The organism is Streptomyces sp. NPDC029216 (genome assembly GCF_040648015.1).
In the GTDB taxonomy this organism is placed as follows: Bacteria; Actinomycetota; Actinomycetes; order Streptomycetales; family Streptomycetaceae; genus Streptomyces.
Genome location: NZ_JBEZWL010000001.1, coordinates 38174 through 55288 on the forward strand (window position 1 = coordinate 38174; position 17115 = coordinate 55288).

The following is a 17115-nucleotide window of genomic DNA, read 5'->3' on the forward strand; positions in this document are numbered from 1 at the left end:
TCTCCCCCCAGCTACCGCTGGGGGGGTGCCTCCTGTGAAACGTCGCTACGTTTCACGTGAAACATCGATCCCCTCGCGCCGCCGGCGGAGGAACACCGCCGTGGCGACGTAGATCAGGGCGGTGGCCAGGACCAGGGTCACGGACCGGCCGTCGGCAGGGAGCATCAGGGAGGACACCGCGGCCGCCCCCACGAAGGCCACGTTGAACAGCACGTCGTACACGGAGAAGACCCGGCCCCGGTAGTCGTCGTCCACCCGGGACTGCACCACCGTGTCCGTGGAGATCTTGGCCCCCTGCGTGGCGACGCCCAGGGCGAAGGCGGCGACGAGCATCGGCCCGGGTGCGAAGAAGAGGCCGAGGGCCGGCACCAGGACGGCCGATCCGGCCGCGCAGACGGTGATCCAGCCCAGCGGCCCGAGCCGGCCCACCATCCAGGGGGTCACCACGGCGGCCGCGAAGAACCCCGCTCCGGAGACCCCGACGGCGATCCCGAGCAGGGCCAGGCCATCGGCCTCGTTGTCGGACCACGCGTAGCGGCAGAGCATCAGCAGCGTCACGGTCAGGGCCCCGTACGCGAAGCGCATCAGGGTCATCGCGGCGAGGGCCCGGGCGGCCTCGCGCCGGCCGGCCAGGTGCCGCAGCCCCTCCGCCATGCCCCGGACGGTGAGGACGACCCCTTCGGCGACCGACGGGCGCATCCGGCCGGGCGGGTGGTCGGGCCCCAGGAGGCCGACGGCCAGCCGCAGCGCCACCAGGCCCGCGCACAGGTACAGGGCGGCGCCGACCAGGACGACGAGGGCGTTGGATCCCGAGGCGAGCAGCCGGACGAGGAAGGCCAGTCCTCCGCCCGCCACGGCCGCCAGCGTGCCGGCGGTGGGCGAGAGGGCGTTCGCGGTGACCAGCTCATCGGCTTCGACCACATGGGGCAGGGCGGCCGCGAGCCCGGCGAGCACGAAGCGGTTGACGGCGGTCACGGAGAGGGCCGAGGCGTAGAAGAGCCAGTCGGGGACGTGCGCGACGATCAGTACGGCGGTGACGCAGGCGAGGAGGGCCCGCAGCAGATTGCCGTAGAGGAAGACCTGGCGGCGGCGCCACCGGTCCAGCAATACCCCGGCGAAGGGGCCGATGGCGGAATAGGGCAGCAGGAGTACGGCCATCGCCGAGGCGATGGCGGCGGGCGAGGTCTGCTTCTCCGGGGAGAAGACCACATAGGTGGCCAGCGCGACCTGGTACACCCCGTCGGCCGCCTGGCACAGCAGCCGCACCGCGAGCAGGTTGCGGAAGTCCCTCCGGCGCAGGAGTACGCGCAGATCACGTACGACAGGCATGAGGGCAAGGGTCACATACACCGAGGGTCTCCGGACACATAGTCCGGAGACCCTCGGTGGAAGAACCGTCGAAGAGCTGGTGTCCCGGGGGACCAGGCCTCGACCGGCGCCGGTTCTAGCGCTCGACCTCGCCCTTGATGAACTTCTCGACGTTGGCCAGGGCCTCGTCGTCGAAGTACTGGACCGGCGGGGACTTCATGAAGTAGCTGGAGGCCGACAGGATCGGGCCACCGATGCCGCGGTCCTTGGCGATCTTCGCGGCGCGCAGGGCGTCGATGATGACACCGGCGGAGTTCGGGGAGTCCCAGACCTCGAGCTTGTACTCGAGGTTCAGCGGGACGTCGCCGAAGGCGCGGCCCTCAAGGCGGACGTAGGCCCACTTGCGGTCGTCGAGCCACGCGACGTAGTCGGACGGGCCGATGTGGACGTTCTTCTCGCCGAGCTCACGGTCGGGGATCTGCGAGGTGACGGCCTGCGTCTTGGAGATCTTCTTCGACTCCAGGCGGTCGCGCTCAAGCATGTTCTTGAAGTCCATGTTGCCGCCGACGTTGAGCTGCATGGTGCGCTCAAGACGGACGCCGCGGTCCTCGAACAGCTTGGCCATCACGCGGTGCGTGATGGTCGCGCCGACCTGGGACTTGATGTCGTCGCCGACGATCGGGACACCGGCCTCGGTGAACTTGTCGGCCCACTCCTTGGTGCCGGCGATGAAGACCGGGAGGGCGTTGACGAAGGCGACCTTGGCGTCGATGGCGCACTGGGCGTAGAACTTCGCCGCTTCCTCGGAACCGACCGGGAGGTAGCAGACGAGGACGTCGACCTGGCGGTCCTTGAGGATCTGGACCACGTCGACCGGGGCCTCGGAGGACTCCTCGATGGTCATGCGGTAGTACTTGCCGAGACCGTCGAGGGTGTGGCCGCGCTGGACCGTGACGCCCGAGTTCGGGACGTCGCAGATCTTGATGGTGTTGTTCTCGCTGGCGCCGATGGCGTCCGAGAGGTCCAGGCCGACCTTCTTCGCGTCGACGTCGAACGCGGCGACGAACTCGACGTCACCGACGTGGTAGTCGCCGAACTGGACGTGCATCAGACCCGGGACCTTGGTGGCCGGGTCGGCGTCCTTGTAGTACTCGACGCCCTGCACCAGCGAGGCGGCGCAGTTGCCCACGCCTACGATGGCTACGCGAACCGAACCCATTCCGGTTGCTCCCTGTTTGTTCTCGGAACGAGGCCTGCGAGATGCAGGTCTCACTTTGCTGTTTCGTCGGGCGGACCGGGTCGTCTCTGGTCCCGTCCCGCCCTCTCGCTCTCGATGAGCTCGTTCAGCCAGCGCACTTCACGCTCGACGGATTCCATTCCGTGCCGCTGCAGCTCGAGCGTGTAGTCGTCCAGGCGCTCCCGTGTGCGGGCGAGCGAGGCGCGCATCTTCTCCAGGCGCTCCTCCAGCCGGCTGCGGCGGCCCTCCAGCACGCGCATTCGCACTTCACGTTCGGTCTGGCCGAAGAAGGCGAAGCGGGCGGCGAAGGACTCGTCCTCCCAGGTGTCGGGGCCGGTGTGGGACAGGAGCTCTTCGAAGTGCTCCTTACCTGCTGCCGTCAACCGGTAGACGATCTTGGCGCGGCGCCCTGCGAGTGAAGCGGCGAGAGCGTCTTCCGGGGCGTTCCCCGGTTCTTCGATCAACCAGCCGTTGGCGACCAGCGTCTTGAGGCAGGGATAGAGAGTCCCGTAGCTGAACGCCCTGAATACCCCCAGCGAGGTGTTGAGCCGCTTGCGGAGCTCGTAGCCGTGCATGGGGGATTCGCGAAGCAGGCCGAGGACGGCGAACTCGAGGATGCCTGAGCGCCTGCTCATCCGCCTGCCCCTCTCTGCCTCTGAGTTTATGCCGAGCTGATGTATCGGCTCGATACATCCAGACCATAGATCGGGGGGCTCCCGGCGACAAGCCAAGACATGGTGACCGGCGTCACATCACCAATTCGTACGACGCAAGTTGCCTGATTTGGGGTGAACTTCGGCACTGATTGGGTTTTGACCGTGCGTAGTCTGTGCGGGAGGACCACCGGGGGGAACCGGAATCACCTGCCGCTTCCAGGCCACTCGCCTGCCCGAGGAGTAGTCGTTCGATGAGCGAGCACCGCCGCAAACCGCCGCAGCCCCAGGGCGGCGGCCGCGCCGCGTCCCGCAGGGCTGCCCAGCAGCGCCCCGGCCGGGGTGCCGGACCCGGACGGGACGTCCCCGGGGCTCCGCCCGGCGGACCCCACGCGGACCACAGCGCCCACGGCAGCCGCGCCGACGCCCGCCGGGCCGCCCAGCGGCCCGCCGCGGGCCGAGGACGCGCAGGTGGGAAGGGGGATGGCGGCCGCAAGCGGCTCATCGACTACCCCCGCGCCGGGAAGGCCGGCTGGAAGCGGTTCGTGCCCTCGTGGAAGCTGGTCAGCGGCACGTTCCTGGGCTTCTTCGCCGTGATCATCGCCGGGGCCGGCGTCGGCATCGCCATGGTGGGCACGCCCGACGCGAACAAGGCCGCCAAGGCGCAGAACAACGTCTTCCAGTGGGCCGACGGCACGCAGATGGTCGCCACCGGCGGGTCCACGAACCGCCAGATCGTCCCGATCGACCAGATTCCGGTCTCCATGCGGAATGCGGTGATCGCCGCCGAGAACGAGTCCTTTGAAACGGACAAAGGTGTCGACCCGATGGGTATCGCCCGCGCCGTGGTGAACATGGCCACGGGCGGTTCGACCCAGGGTGGCTCCACCATCACTCAGCAGTACGTCAAGAACACCTACCTCGACTCCGAGCAGACGCTCAAGCGCAAGGTCACCGAGCTCTTCATCGCGATCAAACTGGGCGCCACCGAGGAGAAGGACAAGGTCCTCGCCGGCTACCTGAACACCGCCTACTACGGCCGCGACGCCTACGGCATCCAGGCTGCGGCCCGCGCCTACTTCGGCAAGGACTCCAAGGACCTCAACCCGTCCGAGAGCGCCTTCCTCGCCTCCCTGCTCAAGGGCCCCAACCTCTACAACCCGGACGGCGGCATCGGCTCCGCGGCCACCCCCGAGGCCAACGAGAAGCGCGCCCGGGCCCGCTGGGCGTGGGTGCTCGACCGCGAGGTCGCCGTGCACCGCATGGAGCAGTCCGAGCGCGACAAGTACAAGGACTTCCCGGCCCGGGTCGACCTCGCCCAGGCCAGCGGCATGTCCGGCCAGACCGGCTACCTCGTCGAGGTGGCCAAGGGCTACGTCATGAAGACCGCCGACATCAGCGCCGAGAAGATGGCCCTCGGCGGCTACACCATCCGGACCACCTTCCAGAAGCCCAAGGTGGACGCCCTGTCCAAGGCGGTCGAGGACACCCGCAACGACTTCCTCGACGAGAAGAAGCGGCCCGAGTACGACACCTTCGTGCAGTTCGGGGCCGCCTCCGTCGACGTGAAGACCGGGGCGATCGTCGCCCTGTACGGCGGGCCCGGCTGGGACCACAAGTACTTCGCCAACAACGCCAACACCTCCGGCGTCCCGGTCGGCTCGACCTGGAAGCCGTACGTGCTCGCGGCGGCCATGGAGTACGGCACGCAGAACTCCAAGGGCTCGGGCATCTCGGCCAACAGCAAGTACAACGCCAACGACCTGACGGTCATCAACGACCGCACGGGCAAGCCGCTGCTCGGCCCCGACGGCCAGCCGTTCAAGCAGAAGAACGAGAGCGAGTACCCGTACGGCTACGTGACGCTGAACGAGGCGATGGAGAAGTCCATCAACGTCCCGTTCGCCCAGCTCGTCTTCGACGTCGGCCACAGCAAGGTCCGCCAGGTCGCGAAGTCCACCGGCATCCTCGACGAGTCGATGGACGAGAACAACAACGCCTCGTTCGCCCTCGGCACCTCGACGCCCAGCGCCATCCGCATGGCCGACTCCTACGCCACCTTCGCCGCGTCCGGCACCCACCACGAGCCCTTCTCCGTGCTGGAGGTCAAGAAGGACGGCAAGGTGGTGCCGGGCTTCACGCCCCCCAAGGAGTCCCGGGCCATGGACAACTCCGTGGCGGACAACATCACCAAGGTCCTGCGGAACGTCGTGGAGAACGGCACCGGTACCAAGGCCAAGAAGCTGGGCCGGCCCGCCGCCGGCAAGACCGGTACCACCGACCAGAACAAGTCGGCCTGGTTCGTCGGCTACACCCCGGAGCTGTCCACCTCGGTCACCCTCTTCCGCAACGACCCGAACTCCAAGGACAAGAAGCTCATGTCCATGAACCACGTGGGCGGTGTCGACTCCATCCACGGTGGTGACATCCCCGCGGTGATCTGGACCGAGTACATGCGCGAGGCCCTCAAGGGCGCCCCGGTGAAGGACTTCCCGGAGGCCGAGGACATCGGCGTGGTCGCGGACGCCGCCGGCGCCCCGTCGCCCACCCCCTCGGCGGCCGTGTCGCCCTCCGTCTCCCCGTCCACGTCCGTGTCGCCCTCGCCGTCCACGTCCGTGTCGCCCTCCCCGTCGGGCAAGCCGTGCAAGCCCAAGCCCTGGAACCTGGACTGCGACCCGCAGACCGCGGCCGGTACGAGTACCGGAGCGGGCGGCAGCACGACCGGCGGTACCACCGACTCGCCCACCTCGACCCCCACGGGCCGGCCGGGCCGCACGAGCGGGACCACCAGCTGGGGCAGCATCATGGGCACCCAGGGCTGAGCCCGTCCCACCCGCTCCACCGAGGGCCGTCGCACACCGTGCGGCGGCCCTCCCCCGTGCCCGGGCCGGTACGGCAGGATGGGCGCATGACCAAGGTGCACGAGGACCGGCCGCCCGTACTGCCCACCCAGCAGGACGAGGTCGCCGCCGCCGGCAGCGAGCTCATCGGCGGGCCGATCGGCCGGCGCGTCCGGCTGGGCGGCCACTGGCTGGCCCCCGTCCGCGTCGTGGTCCTCGTGGCACTCGGCATGTTCGCGCTCGGCATGGTGCAGAAGCTGCCCTGCTACGACTGGGCCTGGTTCCAGGGAGCGAGCTCGCAGTACACCCACGCCTGCTACTCCGACATCCCGCACCTGTACTCCGCCCGCGGCTTCGCCGACGGTCTCGTGCCCTACCACGACAGGTTCCCGGACCTGGCGACCGACCCGAAGTACGGCGGCATGCAGTACCTGGAGTACCCGGTGCTCACCGGGGCCTTCATGCAGGTGGCCTCCTGGCTGACCCCCTCGTCCGGGGCCATCCAGCACCGTGAGCAGATGTACTGGATGGTCAACGCGGGCATGCTGATGGCCTGCGCCGCGGTCATCGCCGTCTGCGTCGCCCGGACCCACCGCCGCCGCCCCTGGGACGCCCTGCTGCTCGCCCTGGCCCCCGCCTTCGCGCTCAACGCGACCATCAACTGGGACCTGCCGGCCGTCGCCCTCACCGCCGTCGCGATGCTCCTGTGGTCGCGCGGACGCCCGCTGCTCAGCGGTGTCCTCATCGGCCTGGCGACCGCGGCCAAGCTCTACCCGGTGCTGCTGCTCGGCGTGCTGTTCGTCCTGTGCTGGCGGGCCGGGAAGTGGCGGGCGTTCGGCGCCGCCGCCGCGGGCGCGGCCGTCTCGTGGCTCGCGGTCAACGTGCCGGTCATGCTCTACGCCTGGGACGGCTGGAAGCGGTTCTACGAGTTCAGCCAGGAACGCCCCATCGACTTCGGCTCCGTCTGGCTGCTGATCTCCCAGCGCACCGGCAACCCCCTGGAGGACGCCAACACGTACGCGACCGGGCTGACCCTGCTGCTGTGCCTGGGCATCGGACTGCTCACGCTGACGGCCCCCCGGCGGCCCCGCCTCGCCCAGCTGGCCTTCCTGGTCGTCGCCGCGTTCATCCTGGCCAACAAGGTCTACTCGCCGCAGTACGTGCTGTGGCTCGTCCCGCTGGCCGCGCTGGCCCGGCCGCGCTGGCGCGACTTCCTGATCTGGCAGGCCGCCGAGGTCGCGTACTTCCTGGGGATCTGGTTCTACCTCGCGTACACGACCAGCGGGGACAAGCACCAGGGGCTGCCGCTGGAGGGCTACCAGCTGGCCATCGCCGTCCACCTGCTGGCCACGCTCTACCTCTGCGCGGTCGTCGTGCGGGACATCCTGCTGCCCGAGCGGGACGTCGTACGGCGCGACGGTTCGGACGACCCCTCCGGCGGTGTCCTGGACGGGGCCGAGGACGTCTTCGTGCTCGGGGACAAGGCGAAGGCGCCGCGGTACGCGGCGCCTTCGGAGGGACAGCGGGTCGCCTGGGGCGTGAACCCCGGGGACTGACCGGGCCGGGTCCGGCCGGGTGGCTCAGGCGTCGAGCACCCGGTCGAACTGCGTCGTGGTGTGGCGCAGGTGGGCCACCAGCTCGTCGCCCACCTTCGGCTCGGTCGCGTCCGAGGGCACGAACAGGATCGACACCTGCATGTGCGGGGGCTCCGCGAACCAGCGCTGCTTGCCCGCCCACACGAAGGGCGAGAGGTTCCGGTTGACGGTGGCCAGGCCGGCCCGGGCGACGCCCTTGGCGCGCGGCATCATGCCGTGGAGGGCCTTGGGGGCCTCCAGGCCCACCCCGTGCGAGGTGCCGCCTGCGACCACGACCAGCCAGCCGTCGGAGGCGGCCTTCTGCTGCCGGTAGCCGTAGCGGTCCCCCTTGACCACGCGGGTGACGTCCAGGACCGTGCCCCGGTACTGGGTCGCGTCGTGGTCGCCCAGCCACAGCCGGGTGCCGATACGGGCCCGGAAGCGGGTCTGGGGGAACTGCTGCTGGAGCCGGGCCAGCTCCTCGGCCCGCAGGTGGCTGACGAACATGGTGTGCAGCGGCAGCCGGGCCGCGCGCAGCCGGTCCATCCAGCCGATGACCTCCTCGACGGCGTCCGAGCCGTCCGGGCGGTCCAGCGGCAGGTGCAGGGCGAAGCCCTCCAGCCGGACGTCCTCGATCGCCGACTGGAGCAGGCCCAGGTCCTGTTCGGAGACGCCGTGGCGGCGCATCGAGCTCATGCACTCGATGACCACCCGGGCGCCGACGAGGCCGCGGACCCCGTCCACGGAGGACACCGAACGGATCACCCGGTCCGGCAGCGGCACCGGGTCCTCGCCCCGCCGGAAGGGGGTGAGGACGAGCAGGTCGCCGCCGAACCGGTCCTTGATGCTCGCGGCCTCGTACGTCGTCCCGACGGCCAGGATGTCGGCGCCCATCCGGGTCGCCTCCTCGCACAGCCGGTCGTGGCCGAACCCGTAGCCGTTGCCCTTGCAGACGGGGATCAGACCGGGAAACTGGTCGATGATCGTCTTCTGGTGCGCACGCCAGCGCGCGGTGTCGACGTAGAGCGTGAGCGCCATGCCCGTCCGGAACCTCTCTCGAAAAACAGCAGGGTCAGCGGCGCGACATGTAGATGTCGAGCGCCTTGTGCAGCACCTTGTTGAGCGGGAAGTCCCACTCGCCGACGTACTCGACGGCCTCGCCGCCCGTACCGACCTTGAACTGGATCAGGCCGAACAGGTGGTCGTTCTCGTCCAGGGTGTCACTGATGCCGCGCAGGTCGTAGACGCTGGCGCCGAGCGCGTAGGAGTCGCGCAGCATGCGCCACTGCATGGCGTTCGAGGGCCGGACCTCGCGCTTGTGGTTGGCGGAGGCTCCGTAGGAGTACCAGACGTGCTGGCCGACCGTCAGCATCGTGGCGGCCGCGAGCGGTTCGCCCTCGTGCTTGGCGATGTACAGCCGCATGCGGTTGGGGTCCTCGGCGTTGAGGGCCGTCCACTGGCGCTGGAAGTAGCTGAGCGGGCGCGGGCGGAACTTGTCGCGCTCGGCCGTGATCTCGTAGAGGTACTGCCAGGTCGGCAGGTCCTCGTAGCCGCCCTGGACGACCTCGACGCCGGCCTTCTCGGCCTTCTTGATGTTGCGGCGCCACAGCTGGTTGAAGCCCTTGAGGACGTCGTCCAGCGAACGGTTCGCCAGGGGCACCTGGAAGACGTAGCGGGGCTGGACGTCGCCGAAGCCGGCGCCGCCGTCCTCGCCCTGCTGCCAGCCCATGCGGCGCAGCTTGTCGGACACCTCGAAGGCGCGGGGCTCGATGTACGAGGCCTCCACGTCACGCAGGCGCTTGACCTCGGGGTCCTGGATGCCGGCCTTGATGGCGGCGGAGTTCCAGCGGCGGATGACCACCGGCGGGCCCATCTTCACGGTGAAGGCGCCCTGCTGCTTGAGGTGCGCCAGCATCGGCTGGAGCCACTCCTCCAGGTTGGGGGCGTACCAGTTGATGACCGGGCCCTCGGGGAGGTAGGCGAGGTACCGCTTCACCTTGGGCAGCTGGCGGTACAGGACGAGCGCGGCGCCGACGAGTTCACCGGACTTGTCGAACCATCCCAGGTTCTCCGAACGCCACTCGTTCTTGACGTCGGCCCATGCCGGGACCTGGCAGTGGCTAGCCGAGGGCAGGCTCTGGAGGTACGCCAGATGCTGCTCTCGGCTGATGGTGCTCAGGGACAGGCTCATGCGGGGTGTCTCCTCGGGCGGCTTCGCTGCTATGGCGCGAAGCCTACTGCGACGGGGGCGCCACCCATCTGGGGGACGGGCCGTAGCCCGGGCCGACGGCCGGCCGGCGCCCCGTCGAGGAGATCCCCCGGTCAGCCCAGCCAGCCGCCGAAGAGGCCGCCGTGGGCCATTCCGAGGAAGAAGCCGATGCCAGACGCACCAAGGCCGATGATCAGTGCGAAGCGCTCGCGTGTCGTCGCGGAGATGAACTGTCCGTACGCGCCGGTCATGAGCCCGATCAGCCCCGTCCAGGAGCTGAGCAGGTGCAGATTGTGGAAGAACGCAGTGACGAACGCCACGGCGCCGAGGATCAGGGTGACCGCCACCAGGGTGTCCTGGAGGGGGTGGGGCTTGCCGTCGGTCGCGAAGAGCGAGATGCGCGGGCGATCCATTGCCTGTGCCATCGGAAGGCACCTCCTGGCTGACGCAGAGCGGTGCGACGGGGCGGCCGCCGGCCTGGGCCGGGGGCATAGCACCGAGCACACCCGATGCATACAGATTGTGGCCCCCTCCTGCCGGATTTCAACCGGAAGGAGTCGAGCAGGTAGTCTGTACGGTCTGCGCGGTGTCTGCTCTCAGACACCGTGCGGCACGCATCACGACCCTCCTGCCACGGATCGACCGTGGCCGCTGAGTCCAAAGGAGGTGGGTTCCACATGCGTCACTACGAAGTGATGGTCATCCTCGACCCCGATCTCGAGGAGCGCGCTGTCTCCCCGCTGATCGAGAACTTCCTTTCCGTCGTCCGTGAGGGCAACGGAAAGGTCGAGAAGGTCGACACCTGGGGCCGTCGTCGTCTCGCTTACGAGATCAAGAAGAAGCCCGAGGGCATCTACTCGGTCATCGACCTGCAGGCCGAGCCTGCGGTCGTCAAGGAGCTCGACCGCCAGATGAACCTGAACGAGTCGGTTCTCCGGACCAAGGTCCTTCGCCCCGAGACCCACTGAACTCCGGTTCAGCGGTAATCGGGATCGAGTAGTACAGCAGCCCAGCAGCAATCCCCGCCGAGAGGTTCATCCATGGCAGGCGAGACCGTCATCACGGTCGTCGGCAATCTCGTCGACGACCCCGAGCTGCGCTTCACCCCCTCGGGTGCGGCGGTCGCGAAGTTCCGTGTCGCGTCCACTCCCCGCACCTTCGACCGTCAGACCAACGAGTGGAAGGACGGCGAGAGCCTGTTCCTGACCTGCTCGGTGTGGCGGCAGGCGGCCGAGAACGTCGCCGAGTCCCTCCAGCGGGGCATGCGCGTCATCGTGCAGGGCCGGCTGAGGCAGCGGTCGTACGAGGACCGTGAGGGTGTCAAGCGCACGGTCTACGAGCTGGACGTCGAGGAAGTCGGCCCCAGCCTGAAGAACGCCACGGCCAAGGTCGCCAAGACCACCGGTCGCGGTGGCCAGGGTGGATACGGCGGCGGCGGTCAGCAGCAGGGCGGCGGCGGCTGGGGCGGAGCCCCCAGCGGCGGTCCCCAGGGCGGCGGAGCTCCCTCCGACGACCCGTGGGCGTCCAGCGCGCCGGCCGGTGGCCAGCAGCAGGGCGGCGGCGGGGGCGGCTGGGGCGGAAGCTCCGGCGGCTCCGGCGGTGGCTACTCGGACGAGCCCCCCTTCTAGGGCGGGCCCGTAACCCCACTTCTTGATCACACAGGAGAGACACAATGGCGAAGCCGCCTGTGCGCAAGCCTAAGAAGAAGGTCTGCGCGTTCTGCAAGGACAAGACCGCGTACGTGGACTACAAGGACACGAACATGCTGCGGAAGTTCATTTCCGACCGCGGCAAGATCCGTGCCCGCCGCGTTACCGGCAACTGCACGCAGCACCAGCGTGACGTCGCCACGGCCGTGAAGAACAGCCGTGAGATGGCGCTGCTGCCCTACACGTCCACCGCGCGCTAAGGAAAGGGTGACCGACCAATGAAGATCATCCTTACCCACGAGGTCTCTGGCCTCGGTGCCGCCGGCGATGTCGTCGACGTCAAGGACGGTTACGCTCGCAACTACCTGGTCCCGCGTGGTTTCGCGATCCGCTGGACCAAGGGTGGCGAGAAGGACGTGGCGCAGATCCGCCGCGCCCGCAAGATCCACGAGATCGCGACCATCGAGCAGGCCAACGAGGTCAAGGCCAAGCTCGAGGGCGTGAAGGTCCGTCTGGCCACCCGCGCGGGTGACGCCGGTCGTCTCTTCGGTTCCGTGACCCCGGCCGACATCGCCACGGCGATCGAGGCTTCGGGTGGCCCGAAGGTCGACAAGCGTCGCGTGGAGCTGGGCTCCCCGATCAAGACCCTCGGTTCGTACCAGGTCTCCGTGCGTCTGCACGCCGAGGTCGCCGCGAACGTGGGCATCGAGGTCGTCGCCGCCTAAGGGCAGCGCATGAAGGGCCGCACCCCGCTGGGGTGCGGCCCTTCGTCGTGTCCGGGCTGTGTTTCACGTGAAACCCGTTTCACGTGAAACCGTGTTTCACGTGAAACGGGCTCAGCGGGTCGCGCCCGCCACCAGCCACAGGCCCGAGCGGGCGCGCAGCTGGAGGGTGGCCATCCGTACCAGCATCATCAGCGTCATGGCCCACCAGAGCGTCGTCAGACCGCCGCCGAGGGTGGGGACGAGCAGGGCGGCGGGGGCGAACACCGCGAGGGTCAGCAGCATGGCCCGGGCGAGGTAAGGGCCGTCGCCGGCGCCCATCAGCACCCCGTCGAGGACGAAGACGACCCCGCAGACCGGCTGGGCCAGGGCCACGACCAGCAGCGCGGGCAGGAGGGCGTCCTCCACCACGGGGTCGCTGGTGAAGAGCGGGATGAACACGGGGCGGGCGAGGACGACCAGCAGGCCCAGGACGACGCCGGAGCCGATGCCCCACCGCACCATGCGGCGGCAGACGGCCCGGGCGCCCTCGGTGTCCCCGGCGCCCAGATAGCGGCCGATGATGGCCTGGCCGGCGATGGCGATGGCGTCCAGGGCGAAGGCGAGCAGGCTCCACAGGGACAGCACGATCTGGTGGGCGGCTATGTCGGCGTCCCCCAGCCGGGCCGCCACGGCGGTCGCGATCATCAGGATGGCGCGCAGGGACAGGGTGCGGACCAGGAGGGGCACGCCCGCCTGGGCGCAGGCGCGGATGCCGGCCGCATCGGGCCGCAGGGAGGCTCCGTGCCGACGGGCGCCCCGGACCACCACGCAGAGGTAGGCGGCGGCCATGGCGCACTGGGCGATGACGGTGCCCCAGGCCGATCCGGCGATGCCGAGCCCGGCCCCGTAGACCAGGGCCACGTTCAGGGCGCCGTTGAGGGCGAAGCCGCCGATGGCCACGTAGAGGGGCGTCCGGGTGTCCTGGAGGCCCCGGATGACCCCGGTGGCCGCCAGTACCACGAGCATGGCCGGGATGCCGAGCGCGGAGATCCGCAGGTAGGTGACCGCGTAGGGGGCGACGGCGTCCGAGGCGCCGAAGAGGGAGATCAGCGACGGCGCGGTGGGCAGGACGGCGACGACGACCGCCGCGCCGAGCAGGAGCGCGAGCCAGATGCCGTCCATGCCCTGGCGGATGGCGGCCCGCAGGTCGCCCGCGCCCACCCGCCGGGCGACGGCCGCGGTGGTGGCGTAGGCGAGGAAGACGAAGACGCTCACGGCGGTCGTGAGCAGAGCGGCGGCGACGCCGAGGCCGGCCAGCTGAGGGGTGCCGAGGTGGCCCACGATGGCGCTGTCGGCCATCACGAAGAGGGGCTCGGCGACGAGGGCGCCGAAGGCGGGCAGGGCGAGGGCGAGGATCTCGCGGTCGTGCCGTCTCGGGGCCGTCTTCTCAGCTGTGGGGGCCTGTGTCATGTGTCCAATCTAATCTTCCACAGGTAATAGACACAAGGGTCTATTAGTCCTTACTAAGCCGCTGACTTGGGTGTTCTCGGCGCCCCGTTGGAGGCGATCTTCGAGTGGCGGCCAAGAAATTTCTCCTCAGCCGTTCGTGGAGGAGGAAAGTGCAGGTCAGCGGGGTGCTGGGGGGTGTCGGGTGATTTTGTCCACAGCGTCGTCCCCCGGTCTGTGCACAGCTTCGGGCGACTTACCCACAGCATTGGCTCCGTCGTCCACATGTCATCCACACAGCCTGTGGATAACAAGATTGGCTGACGCCGCCCGCGGCCCTACCGTTGGGCGTTGCCCGACGCGCCGAGCGCCGATCCGGGTGTCCCAAATGTCAGAGCCGTGTCGTAGAAAGAGTGACATGGCGAGGTCCGCGTTGCGGACGGGAGGAGGCGGCCCGGTGAGCATGCCCGAGCCCATGGACGACCCCTGGGCCGACAGCGGTCCCAGTGACCGTCTGCCCACCCGTTCGCGCCGCAGCGGCGAGGGCCGCGGCCGCGGGGACGAAGACCGCGACCGGGGCCGCGAAGGCGGCTCCTGGGACGGCGGGGGCGGCGGCTTCGAGCGCGTTCCGCCCCAGGACCTGGACGCCGAGCAGTCCGTGCTGGGCGGCATGCTGCTGTCCAAGGACGCGATCGCCGACGTGGTCGAGGTCCTCAAGGGCCACGACTTCTACCGCCCGTCGCACGAGACGATCTACCAGGCCATCCTCGACCTGTACGCGAAGGGCGAGCCGGCCGACCCCATCACCGTCGGCGCCGAACTCACCCGGCGCGGCGAGATCAGCAAGGTCGGCGGGGCCTCGTACCTGCACACCCTGGTGCAGTCCGTGCCCACGGCGGCGAACGCCGAGTACTACGCGGAGATCGTCCACGAGAGGGCCGTCCTGCGCCGCCTCGTCGCGGCCGGTACGAAGATCACACAGATGGGGTACGCGGCGGACGGCGACGTCGACGAGATCGTCAACAGTGCCCAGGCCGAGATCTACGCCGTCACCGAGCAGCGGACCTCCGAGGACTACCTGCCCCTGGGCGACATCATGGAGGGCGCGCTCGACGAGATCGAGGCCATCGGGTCGCGCTCCGGCCAGATGTCCGGTGTGCCGACCGGCTTCACCGACCTGGACTCCCTGACCAACGGCCTGCACCCCGGCCAGATGATCGTCATCGCCGCCCGTCCCGCCATGGGCAAGTCGACGCTCGCGCTGGACTTCGCCCGCGCCTGCTCCATCAAGAGCAACCTGCCGAGCGTCATCTTCTCCCTCGAAATGGGCCGCAACGAGATCGCCATGCGCCTGCTCTCGGCGGAGGCCCGGGTGGCGCTGCACCACATGCGCTCCGGGACCATGACCGACGACGACTGGACGCGGCTCGCCCGCCGGATGCCCGACGTCTCGGCCGCCCCGCTCTACATCGACGACTCCCCGAACCTGTCGATGATGGAGATCCGCGCCAAGTGCCGCCGGCTCAAGCAGCGCAACGACCTCTCGCTCGTCGTCATCGACTACCTCCAGCTGATGCAGTCGGGCGGTTCGCGCCGTCCCGAGAGCCGTCAGCAGGAGGTCTCCGACATGTCCCGAAACCTCAAGCTCCTGGCCAAGGAGCTGGAGGTGCCGGTGATCGCGCTCTCCCAGCTGAACCGTGGCCCCGAGCAGCGCACCGACAAGAAGCCGATGGTCTCCGACCTGCGTGAGTCCGGCTCCATCGAGCAGGACGCCGACATGGTGATCCTGCTGCACCGCGAGGACGCGTACGAGAAGGAGTCCCCCCGCGCGGGCGAGGCGGACCTGATCGTCGCCAAGCACCGAAACGGTCCGACGGCCACCATCACCGTCGCCTTCCAGGGCCACTACTCGCGGTTCGTGGACATGGCCAACACGTAGCGGGATCAGGAGCGTCTCCGGGCCGGTCCGGTCCGACCCGGCGGGCTGGCTGCGCCCGGTCCCGGCCACGGTCCTGAGGGACCGGTGGGAGGGCCCCGGGAAGGGGACGGGCCGACGGGGTGCTAAGACGTGTGCATGGACGCACTCTCTGACGCACTCTCCGAAGACCTGCACCTCCTGCCCTCCACCCGGCGCGCGCTGAGCCACCGGATCGCCGTCGCGCAGAGCGAGGGCCGGGCCCCGTCCGTGGTGGCGGCCGTCGTACGCGGCGGGGAGGTGGTCTGGGAGGGGTCGCGGACCTCCGTCGACGGCCACGGCCCCGACGGGGACGTCCAGTACCGGGTCGGGTCGATCACCAAGACGTTCACGGCCGTCCTGGTGATGCGGCTGCGGGACGAGGGGCTGCTCGCGCTCTCGGACCCGCTGGGCAAGCACCTGCCCGGCACCGGCGCCGACGAGGTGACCATCGCCCAGCTCCTGGCCCACAGCGCGGGCCTGGCCGCGGAGACGCCCGGCGAATGGTGGGAGCGCACCCCCGGCGCACAGCGCCCCGGGCTGGCCGACGTGCTGGGTGAGGAGCCGTTCAAGCACGCCCCGGGCATCCGGCACCACTACTCCAACCCGGGGTACACCCTGCTGGGTTCGCTCGTCGAGGCGCTCCGCGGCAAGCCGTGGGAGGACGTGATGCGCGCCGAGGTGCTGGAGCCGCTGGGGCTGCACCGTACGAGCACGCAGCCGCAGGCCCCGCACGCGGGCGGCTGGGCGGTGCACCCCTGGGCGGACGTGATGATGCCCGAACCGGCCGAGGACCTGGGGCTGATGGCTCCGGCCGGCCAGCTGTGGTCCACGACCCGGGACCTGGCGCGGTTCGCGGACCTGCTGACGCGCGGCGACGACCGGGTGCTGAGCGCCGCGAGCGTGCGGGAGATGCGTACCTCGGCGACGCCCCCGGAGCCCGGGATCGCCGACTTCGGCTACGGGCTGGGGCTGCAGCTGTCGGACCAGCGCGGGCGGCGGCTCGTCGGACACAGCGGTTCGCTGCCCGGATTCGTCGCGGGCCTGTGGCTGAGCGAGGCGGACGACGTGGCGGCGGTGGTCCTGGCGAACTGCACGTCGGGGCTGCCGGCCGCGACCGTGGCCGCCGAGCTCCTCGGCATCGTGGCGGACGCCGAGCCCCGGTTCCCCGCGCCCTGGCGGCCGTTCAAGGAGGCCGACCGGGTCCCGCTGGAGCTCTGCGGCGTCTGGTACTGGGGCACCGCGCCCTACGCGCTGCGGCTGAGGTCGGACGGGTCGCTGGAACTGGGCCCGGTGGGCGCGCTGGGGCGCTCGGCCCGGTTCCGCAGCGGACCCGAGGGCACGTGGACGGGCCTGACGGGCTACTACGCGGGCGAGACCCTGCGTGCCGTACGGCGGGAGGACGGCTCCGTGAGCCACCTGGACCTGGCCTCGTTCGTCTTCACGCGCGAGCCCTACGACCCCCAGGCCCCGGTGCCGGGCGGCGTGGACCCGCAGGGCTGGCGCGGCATCGGCTGAGGCCCCCGGCCGTGTCCTCCGGG

The 17115-nt window shown here is 69.9% G+C and carries 15 protein-coding genes; 8 read left to right on the plus strand and 7 right to left on the minus strand.

Translation table 11 applies throughout. The annotated features are described in order from the left end of the window. Positions 1–45: 45 nt before the first annotated feature. From AB0F18_RS00170 to AB0F18_RS00180, 3 genes are all read right to left on the minus strand, one after another. Positions 46–1329 carry an MFS transporter gene (locus AB0F18_RS00170; RefSeq protein WP_362052740.1) on the minus strand — a complete coding sequence of 428 codons (1284 nt, stop codon included), beginning with the start codon at positions 1327–1329 and terminating at the stop codon, positions 46–48. Between the two features lie 115 nt (positions 1330–1444). Then, positions 1445–2527 carry an inositol-3-phosphate synthase gene (locus tag AB0F18_RS00175; protein ID WP_362052743.1) on the minus strand — a complete coding sequence of 361 codons (1083 nt, stop codon included), beginning with the start codon at positions 2525–2527 and terminating at the stop codon, positions 1445–1447. 50 nt (positions 2528–2577) lie between these two features. After that, positions 2578–3180: a helix-turn-helix transcriptional regulator gene (locus AB0F18_RS00180; RefSeq protein ID WP_358891489.1), complete on the minus strand. Its 603-nt coding sequence runs from the start codon at positions 3178–3180 to the stop codon at positions 2578–2580. A gap of 272 nt (positions 3181–3452) precedes the next feature. Between AB0F18_RS00180 and AB0F18_RS00185 the strand changes: the two genes are divergently transcribed. Further along, a complete protein-coding gene (locus AB0F18_RS00185; protein WP_362052747.1) occupies positions 3453–6020 on the plus strand; it encodes a transglycosylase domain-containing protein in 2568 nt (855 codons plus the stop codon). An 86-nt stretch (positions 6021–6106) separates the two neighbouring features. Beyond that, a complete protein-coding gene (locus AB0F18_RS00190; protein WP_362052750.1) occupies positions 6107–7594 on the plus strand; it encodes a glycosyltransferase 87 family protein in 1488 nt (495 codons plus the stop codon). Between the two features lie 24 nt (positions 7595–7618). Here the strand turns inward: AB0F18_RS00190 and AB0F18_RS00195 are convergent, their stop codons facing one another. The 3 genes from AB0F18_RS00195 to AB0F18_RS00205 all read right to left on the minus strand — a co-directional run bounded on the left by AB0F18_RS00195 (position 7619) and on the right by AB0F18_RS00205 (position 10246). Beyond that, a complete protein-coding gene (locus AB0F18_RS00195; protein WP_362052753.1) occupies positions 7619–8650 on the minus strand; it encodes an alanine racemase in 1032 nt (343 codons plus the stop codon). A 34-nt stretch (positions 8651–8684) separates the two neighbouring features. After that, positions 8685–9803 carry a peptidoglycan bridge formation glycyltransferase FemA/FemB family protein gene (locus tag AB0F18_RS00200; RefSeq protein ID WP_362052755.1) on the minus strand — a complete coding sequence of 373 codons (1119 nt, stop codon included), beginning with the start codon at positions 9801–9803 and terminating at the stop codon, positions 8685–8687. Positions 9804–9934: 131 nt separating this feature from the next. Next, positions 9935–10246 carry a hypothetical protein gene (locus tag AB0F18_RS00205; RefSeq protein WP_362052757.1) on the minus strand — a complete coding sequence of 104 codons (312 nt, stop codon included), beginning with the start codon at positions 10244–10246 and terminating at the stop codon, positions 9935–9937. Between the two features lie 252 nt (positions 10247–10498). On the opposite strand from AB0F18_RS00205, the gene rpsF reads away from it, so the two are divergent. The 4 genes from rpsF to rplI all read left to right on the plus strand — a co-directional run bounded on the left by rpsF (position 10499) and on the right by rplI (position 12195). After that, positions 10499–10789, plus strand: coding sequence for a 30S ribosomal protein S6 (gene rpsF / locus AB0F18_RS00210; RefSeq protein ID WP_004950685.1), 291 nt, complete (start codon positions 10499–10501; stop codon positions 10787–10789). 72 nt (positions 10790–10861) lie between these two features. After that, a complete protein-coding gene (locus tag AB0F18_RS00215) occupies positions 10862–11449 on the plus strand; it encodes a single-stranded DNA-binding protein (protein WP_362052760.1) in 588 nt (195 codons plus the stop codon). 44 nt (positions 11450–11493) lie between these two features. Further along, positions 11494–11730: a 30S ribosomal protein S18 gene (gene rpsR, locus AB0F18_RS00220; RefSeq protein WP_005315025.1), complete on the plus strand. Its 237-nt coding sequence runs from the start codon at positions 11494–11496 to the stop codon at positions 11728–11730. An 18-nt stretch (positions 11731–11748) separates the two neighbouring features. Beyond that, a complete protein-coding gene (rplI, locus tag AB0F18_RS00225; protein ID WP_362052763.1) occupies positions 11749–12195 on the plus strand; it encodes a 50S ribosomal protein L9 in 447 nt (148 codons plus the stop codon). Between the two features lie 111 nt (positions 12196–12306). Here rplI and AB0F18_RS00230 read toward each other — a convergent pair whose 3' ends face one another. Beyond that, the gene (locus AB0F18_RS00230) at positions 12307–13644 is read right to left on the minus strand and encodes an MATE family efflux transporter (RefSeq protein ID WP_362052766.1); all 1338 of its coding nucleotides are present in this window, start codon (positions 13642–13644) and stop codon (positions 12307–12309) included. 451 nt (positions 13645–14095) lie between these two features. On the opposite strand from AB0F18_RS00230, the gene dnaB reads away from it, so the two are divergent. Together dnaB and AB0F18_RS00240 are read left to right on the plus strand one after the other, a co-directional pair. Further along, complete coding sequence (dnaB, locus tag AB0F18_RS00235; RefSeq protein ID WP_362053117.1) at positions 14096–15559, plus strand: replicative DNA helicase; 1464 nt, start codon at positions 14096–14098, stop codon at positions 15557–15559. A 135-nt stretch (positions 15560–15694) separates the two neighbouring features. Beyond that, positions 15695–17092 (plus strand): serine hydrolase domain-containing protein, encoded by a 1398-nt coding sequence (locus AB0F18_RS00240; RefSeq protein WP_362052769.1) that lies wholly within the window; start codon positions 15695–15697, stop codon positions 17090–17092. Positions 17093–17115 lie beyond the last annotated feature (23 nt).